The organism is Pseudoalteromonas sp. BSi20429, assembly GCF_000238895.1.
GTDB classification, from domain to species: domain Bacteria; phylum Pseudomonadota; class Gammaproteobacteria; order Enterobacterales; family Alteromonadaceae; genus Pseudoalteromonas; species Pseudoalteromonas arctica.
In genome coordinates, this window is the sequence record NZ_BADV01000097.1 from 24,070 (window position 1) to 30,965 (window position 6,896).

Sequence of the window (6,896 nt, forward strand, 5' to 3'; positions counted from 1 at the left end):
ATACATTTATTCAAATAATTTATACATTTCTTCACAATTCTGTCATATAATACCCATCCAGAGGAAAGATGCATTACGCATCTTTTTTTATGCCTGAAATTTATACTCTTAAGTATAAATGCATAACTAAATCACACGGTATCCTTTGGAGAATATTTTGAAATTACGTAACCTCTCACAGCTAAGTCTAGCAATTTTTGCTGCACTCACTACCTCTGTAAACGCCGAAGAAACTAAAACAACAGCTAAACAAGACGCATTTGAAAAGATAGAAGTTACAGCTCGTAAACGTACAGAGAGCCTGTTTGAATCTCCAACCGCTATCACTTCAATTGGCGCTAACCTAATTGATAAAGCCAATATGAGTAACCTAGAAGATATTGGTAAATATGTTCCAAATTTAAATATTACCCGCTATGGCGTGGGCAATTCTGCGCATGCGTCTGTATTTATCCGCGGTATAGGTTTGCAAGATCACATAATAACTACCGATCCGGGTGTGGGTGTGTATCTTGATGGTGTGTACTTAGGTCGTCAAATGGGTTCTAACTTATCATTACCTAATGTTGAGCGTGTTGAAGTGCTTCGTGGCCCACAAGGTACTTTATATGGCCGTAATACATTAGGTGGCGCTGTAAATGTAATTACAAAGCAACCTGGTGATGAAGGTATTGTTACTACTACAGCTAAGCTGGGAAGTCGTGGACGTATTGCCGGTGATGTTTATTTTAATAACTCACTAACAGATGATGTAAGTATGTCTGCAAGTGCATCGTACAAAACACGTGATGGTGTGGGCGAAGCTGTTAATTTAGCAAACCCAGAAAAAGAAATTGGTGAAGAAGAAGAATTTAGTGGTCGTGTTGCACTTAAATGGCAAGCAAATACCGACTTAGCATTCACTTTTTCTTTAGATGGTGTTGATAACGAATCTGGCCAATCGCCTTATACAATTGAATTGACAGACCCACTAGACTCAAATGATGTTTTTAATGGCGACTTCCCATTATTGACTCAAGATTTAATTCCATCAGACCCTGATGATTTAGGCACAACTGTTGCGGGTATTGAATCTACCTCTTACTCAGGTTGGGGCACATCGTTTTCAGCCGACTGGGCAATTAACGATACTTATACCACTAAGTTTATCTCAAGCTACCGTACATCTGAGTATGAAGGTGGCCTAGATGATGATGCATCACCTTTAAACTTGTCTGAGTTTCCAGAGGAGGGCGGTGCTGATCAGTACTCATTTGAAGTTCAGCTAAATGCAACATTCGATAATATGGACTTTGTATCTGGTCTTTACTTTTTTAATGAAGATGGCTTTACACGTTCAGGCCCGTTTGTATTTAGCCCATTTAATACACCTAATGGCTTGTTGAATGATGGTGAAACAGAATCATTTGGCGGTTACGGCGAATTTGAAATTAACCAAGAAACTAATTCGTATGCAGCATATATAAATGCCAGCTACGATTTAACTGACGATTTAACGGTAGGTGGTGGCCTTCGTTATTCAAAAGATGAAAAAGATGCAAATGCTATATTCCCATCATTTCCAACTCGTAAATATGTAAGTGCAGATTTTGATGCGGTTACGTGGGATGTAAATGCATCTTATCAGCTTAGCAATAATATGAATGTGTATGGCCAGATTCAAAAAGGCTATCAAACAGGTGGTTTTCCACCGCGTCCGTTTGGTGGACCAGATCAATTTGTATCGTTTGACGAAACAAAAGCGATTAACTACGAAATGGGCTTAAAAGGCCAAGTACACGAAAATGTATCTATGATGCTTGCGGTATTTGTGACTGATTACACCGATTTAGCATTACCGTTTTCAGATCCAACAGCGGGTGGTGGCTTTGTAACAATTGTAGAAAATGCGGGTCAATCTAAAGCGCAAGGTATTGAGCTTGAAACAACAGTTGCTATTACCGATGACTTTACTATTCGTAGTGCAGTTGGTTATTTAGATTCTGAAATAACAGAAGTGGCTGAGGGCGTACAAGGCATAGGTAAAGGCGATTCACCAGCACTGACGCCACGCTGGACTGTCATGGTTGCACCTTCTTACTTTATGGATTTAGAGAGTGGCGCAACACTTGCGTTTAATGCTAATTATTCGTATCGCAGTGAAATGCAAGGTCAATCAGTTTACAACCAAAGTGAGACCATTGATTCTCGTGAACTAGTTGGTTTTAATATTTCGTACACTAATCCATATGGCGATATGGAAGTTACACTGTATGGTGAAAACGTTCTAAACGAAGTTTACGATGTTGGTCGCCTACAACAATCAGGTTTTGTTGGTGTAATGCGCAGTAATGACCGCAGTGAATTTGGTTTGAAATTCAAAAAAGATTTTGAGCTATAAACTAAAATCAAGTAAATAAAATTCAATGTAACTGAAGTTTATTTTTCATAACAAAGGCCGAATCATGCTGTGATTCGGCCTTTATATATTCAATAGTAAAATTATTATCCACATAATTTAAATCCCTAATTTAAATTGCTGATTTAAAACAATCAACATAACCACTTTTAAGTATTTGTATCAGCTAAAATGCGCCTTTTTAGTTTGTGTAAAGGCTTGGTTGTTCGTTACAATGGCGCCACTTAATTGCCAAACGGACTCAGTGATGAAAATTCTTGCCGATCAAAATATGCCTTTAGTTGAGCAGTACTTTGCAGACTTTGGTGAGGTTGAGCGTTTTGATGGTCGTAAATTAACGCCTGAACAATTAATAAATGTAGATGTACTCCTTACTCGTTCAGTGACTAATGTTAATCATGAACTATTGGCACAAGCTAACAAGCTGAGCTTTGTGGGCACTGCCACAATTGGCATTGACCATATTGATACGCAATTACTACATGAAAGAAATATTGCTTTTACTAGTGCTCCTGGTTGTAATGCCGTTGCTGTAGCTGAATATGTAATTAGTAGTTTATTTGCATTAAGCCAAGAAAATGCGCGCCCATTGTGTGGTCAAACAATTGGTATTGTAGGAATGGGTAACATTGGCACGTGTTTGTCGCAAAAATTAAAAGCATTAAATGTCGACGTACTGCTGTGCGATCCAATTAAGCACGAACAGGGCTTATTACAAGAGCATGTAGCGCTTGATGAGTTATTAGCGCAATCAGATGTTGTTACTTTTCATATTCCACTTATTAAAAGTGGCGAGCACAAAACGCTGCACATGATGGGTAAAGAGCGATTACAAGCACTTAAGCCTGGAACCACGCTAATTAATGCAAGCCGAGGCGACGTAATTGATAATCAAGCATTGCTTGAGGTAATGGAAGCTGGGGCTGATTTAGATATAGTACTTGATGTATGGGAAAAAGAGCCCAATATTCTAACTGAATTACTAGAGCATGTGCGTTATGCCAGTGTGCATATCGCAGGGCATACACTTGAGGGGAAAGCACGAGGTACACAAATGTTGTATCAAAAATTGTGTGACCTAAAAGGTGTAGAGGTGAGTAAATCGTTGGATGATTTTTTACCAATACCTGCTATTACACATGCAACTGTTACGCAAAGCCTAAGCGAGCAAGATATTGCCCGTTTGGTGCATTTAATTTATGACGTACGCCGCGATGACGGAATTTTACTTCGTCATTTAGAAGGTGAGGGCTTTGATAGTTTACGTAAAAACTATCCGGTAAGGCGAGAATTTAGCACCTTATTCCTACAAGGTGATAGCCCACAACTAGCAGCACTTAGTCAACTTGGCTTTAGCATAGCTAAATAATTATTTAACTAACGATGTTGTTTTAATGTCGTTTATAGAGGAAGAAATATGTCGCAAAAATATAACGTTGCCGTACTTGGCGCTACTGGTTTAGTAGGCCGTCAAATCATTGAAACGCTAGCAGATCGTAAGTTTCCTGTAGATCAGCTTTTTTTACTTGCGAGCAGCCGCAGCGCAGGTGAAGACATAAAGTTTCGTGGTGAGACCATTGAAGTACTTGACGTTGAAGGCTTTGATTTTAGCCAAGCGCATATAGGTTTGTTTTCTGCTGGTGGTAGTGTATCTGAAAAATATGCTCCTATTGCTGCTGATGCCGGCTGTATTGTAATCGATAATACATCGCACTTTAGAAATGATTTTGAAATCCCACTAGTGGTGCCAGAAGTTAATGCTTCAAGCCTAGCTGATTTTAGGAATCGTAATATTATTGCTAACCCTAACTGTTCAACTATTCAGATGATGTTAGCACTTAAACCAATTTATGATGCTTACGGAATAGACCGTATTAACGTATCTACTTACCAAGCTGTATCGGGCGCAGGTAAAGAAGCGGTTGATGAACTTGCAAAGCAAACAGCTAACTTGATGAATGCACGCCCTATGGATAATAAAGTATTTCCAAAGCAAATTGCATTTAACGTTATTCCTCAAATTGATAGCTTTGAGGATAATGGCTATACACGCGAAGAAATGAAAATGGTAAATGAAACTCATAAAATTTTGGGTGATACCACTATTGCAGTAAATCCTACCTGTGTACGTGTTCCCGTGTTTTTTGGTCACTCAGAATCAATTAATATTGAAACGCGCATGCCTTATGACTTTGAACACGTTAAGCAACTTTTAAAAGACGCGCCTGGTGTCGAGCTAATTGATGATGAAGGTGATTACCCTACAGCAGTGTCTGACGCTAGTGGTAACGATACTGTTTATATAGGCCGATTACGTGCTGATATTTCTCATCCTCATGGATTAAACATGTGGGTTGTAAGTGATAACACTCGCAAAGGTGCTGCAACTAACAGCATTCAAATTGCAGAAGAGCTTATTGCTAATTACATGTAATAGTTAATAGCGCTGAACACACTTTAGAAGCGGTAAACATTATTTGTTTGCCGCTTTTTGTTTATAGAGCTTGTCAGTTTTTTGCCGTTTATTTTTAAAAGTATAAAAACTGATTGATAACACTCAATAAATTAATATTTATAAAGATGTTTTAAGGCATTTATTTTCAAGGTGTTGCGATGGATATTAAGCCTTAACTGGTTTATAGTTTGTAATTGGAATAGAGCTTGCAATAAAAATAGATTGTAATAATAAATGCGAGTCAGTCATTTGGCTGATAACAGCAATAATCAACAATATTTATGCACTTAAGCTTTAAGTGTTTTGTTAATATTTAAATATTAAAGGATCAGCATGCGCGGTTTAGTTACACTTATTATATTAGCGTCTGCATTGATAGTAACGCCAGTTTACTCTCAAGACAGTACCCAATTAAAGGGGCCTAAAGGCGTTGACTATGGTGCGCAAGGGCGATCTATTGGGCCAATTAAACCAACAGACACACTTTGGCGTATAGCGGCTAAAGTGCGCCCAGATAACTCCGTCAGCATTTATCAAGTTATGCAGGCCTTGTATAACAAAAACCCCAACTCATTTTTAGAACAAAATCTTAATCATATTCAAAATGGTGCCTATTTAAAAATCCCTACTTTAGCCGAAATAAAAGGTGTAAATACACAGCTTGCAAAACAACGCTCAGAGCAAGATGATGCATTATGGGAAAAGAAAAAAAATGGCACACTTACGCAAAGCGAAATTATCTCAGCACAAACAAAAGTAACCCAAGCTCGTAAAGTCGACGTAGACGATGCCAAAAAAGAGATACAGAAAGAATTAAATGAAATAAAAACAGAGCAAAGTACTAAGCTGGTTGAGTTACAACAACAATTTAAAAATTCTGTAAGCAATGTAGAAGAAATTTTAGTTGAGAATAATAATCTTAAAAAACAATTATCAGGTATTTCAAACGAACTCGAAAACTTACGCTTACAGTTAGGACAAGACAGTGAAATTCAAAATCAATTAAAAGAACTAATTGTTAAGCAAAATGAGATTATTGCACAACAAAAAAAACAAGAGATAGTACCAAAAGAATCGTTTGATTTAAGCTCATTATTTTCAAATCCGATAGTGCTAGGTTTATTAATGTTTATTCCTGGGCTACTGATTATTTTTGCAATTGTTATGTTTTTACGCAAACGAGCAAGTAATCAAGAAGAGCCACAAAACGATGATGACTTTTTACCACAAACTCCAATTTACACTGGCGATGATGATTTAGGCCCAAGTTTAAATGACGATCCAATTGTACCCGACCCTTTAGATGACTTGAGTGTTCAATTAGATGATAGTCTCGAAAATGATATGTTGCCTGATGATGATTTAGATGACGGCCTAGATGATTTTTCAGGTGGTGAGAATTTACTCGATCAGGATGAGCTTGAAAGCCTGCTAAGTGATGACATTGTTTTTGATGATGAAAATACCGATGACGATGATGAACTCGATATTTTTATGCAGCAAGGGTTTGATCAACCTTCAGATGAAAACGCTGAAGATATTGATTTAGACTTATCTGATGACTCAATAAACAATGATGAAATTCTAACTAATGACGATTTAGATAGCTTGTTTGATGAAGACGATAGTCTACCTGAGTTTGATGCACCGCAAACAAGCGAAGCTTTAGAGGATGATAGCTTAGAGTCTCATGATGAAATGGCGGCTTTAAGTGAGGAGCTTGCAGATGATGATAATTTTGATATAGATGAATTATTAGATCAAACATCAACAGAATTAGATACCTCAAATAACAGTTCAGCTGAACTTGATACAAGCGACGACTTTGATTTAGACGATATAGATAGCTTAATTGATGAAGCGAATGACCCAAAAAGTGATGTGGCAGATGACTCAATTGATGCAGAGTTACTCGACGAAGATGAACTTTTAGAAGAAAGCGACGATTTTGATTTAGATGACATAGATAGCTTAATTGATGAAGCAGCGGTTGACACTGCAGATGATTCATTAGTTGAGGAAAGCGACGATTTTGATTTAGAT

Annotated in this window: 4 protein-coding genes; all 4 read left to right on the forward strand. The window is 37.6% G+C overall.

The genetic code is table 11. The features are described from left to right. Positions 1–157 precede the first annotated feature (157 nt). Complete coding sequence (locus P20429_RS01810; protein ID WP_007586650.1) at positions 158–2,380, forward strand: TonB-dependent receptor; 2,223 nt, start codon at positions 158–160, stop codon at positions 2,378–2,380. Between the two features lie 265 nt (positions 2,381–2,645). Then, positions 2,646–3,767: a 4-phosphoerythronate dehydrogenase gene (locus P20429_RS01805; protein ID WP_033027155.1), complete on the forward strand. Its 1,122-nt coding sequence runs from the start codon at positions 2,646–2,648 to the stop codon at positions 3,765–3,767. Positions 3,768–3,815: 48 nt separating this feature from the next. After that, the gene (locus P20429_RS01800; protein WP_007586655.1) at positions 3,816–4,832 is read left to right on the forward strand and encodes an aspartate-semialdehyde dehydrogenase; all 1,017 of its coding nucleotides are present in this window, start codon (positions 3,816–3,818) and stop codon (positions 4,830–4,832) included. Between the two features lie 354 nt (positions 4,833–5,186). Next, the coding region (locus P20429_RS19945; protein ID WP_033027153.1) for a FimV/HubP family polar landmark protein at positions 5,187–6,896 on the forward strand (1,710 nt) is incomplete at its 3' end.

What these genes read in the sequence shown, in the direction of transcription:
- P20429_RS01805 (WP_033027155.1), top strand. Translation starts at nt 2,646, where the DNA reads ATGAAAATTCTTGCCGATCAAAATATGCCTTTAGTTGAGCAGTACTTT.
- P20429_RS01800 (WP_007586655.1), top strand. Translation starts at nt 3,816, where the DNA reads ATGTCGCAAAAATATAACGTTGCCGTACTTGGCGCTACTGGTTTAGTA.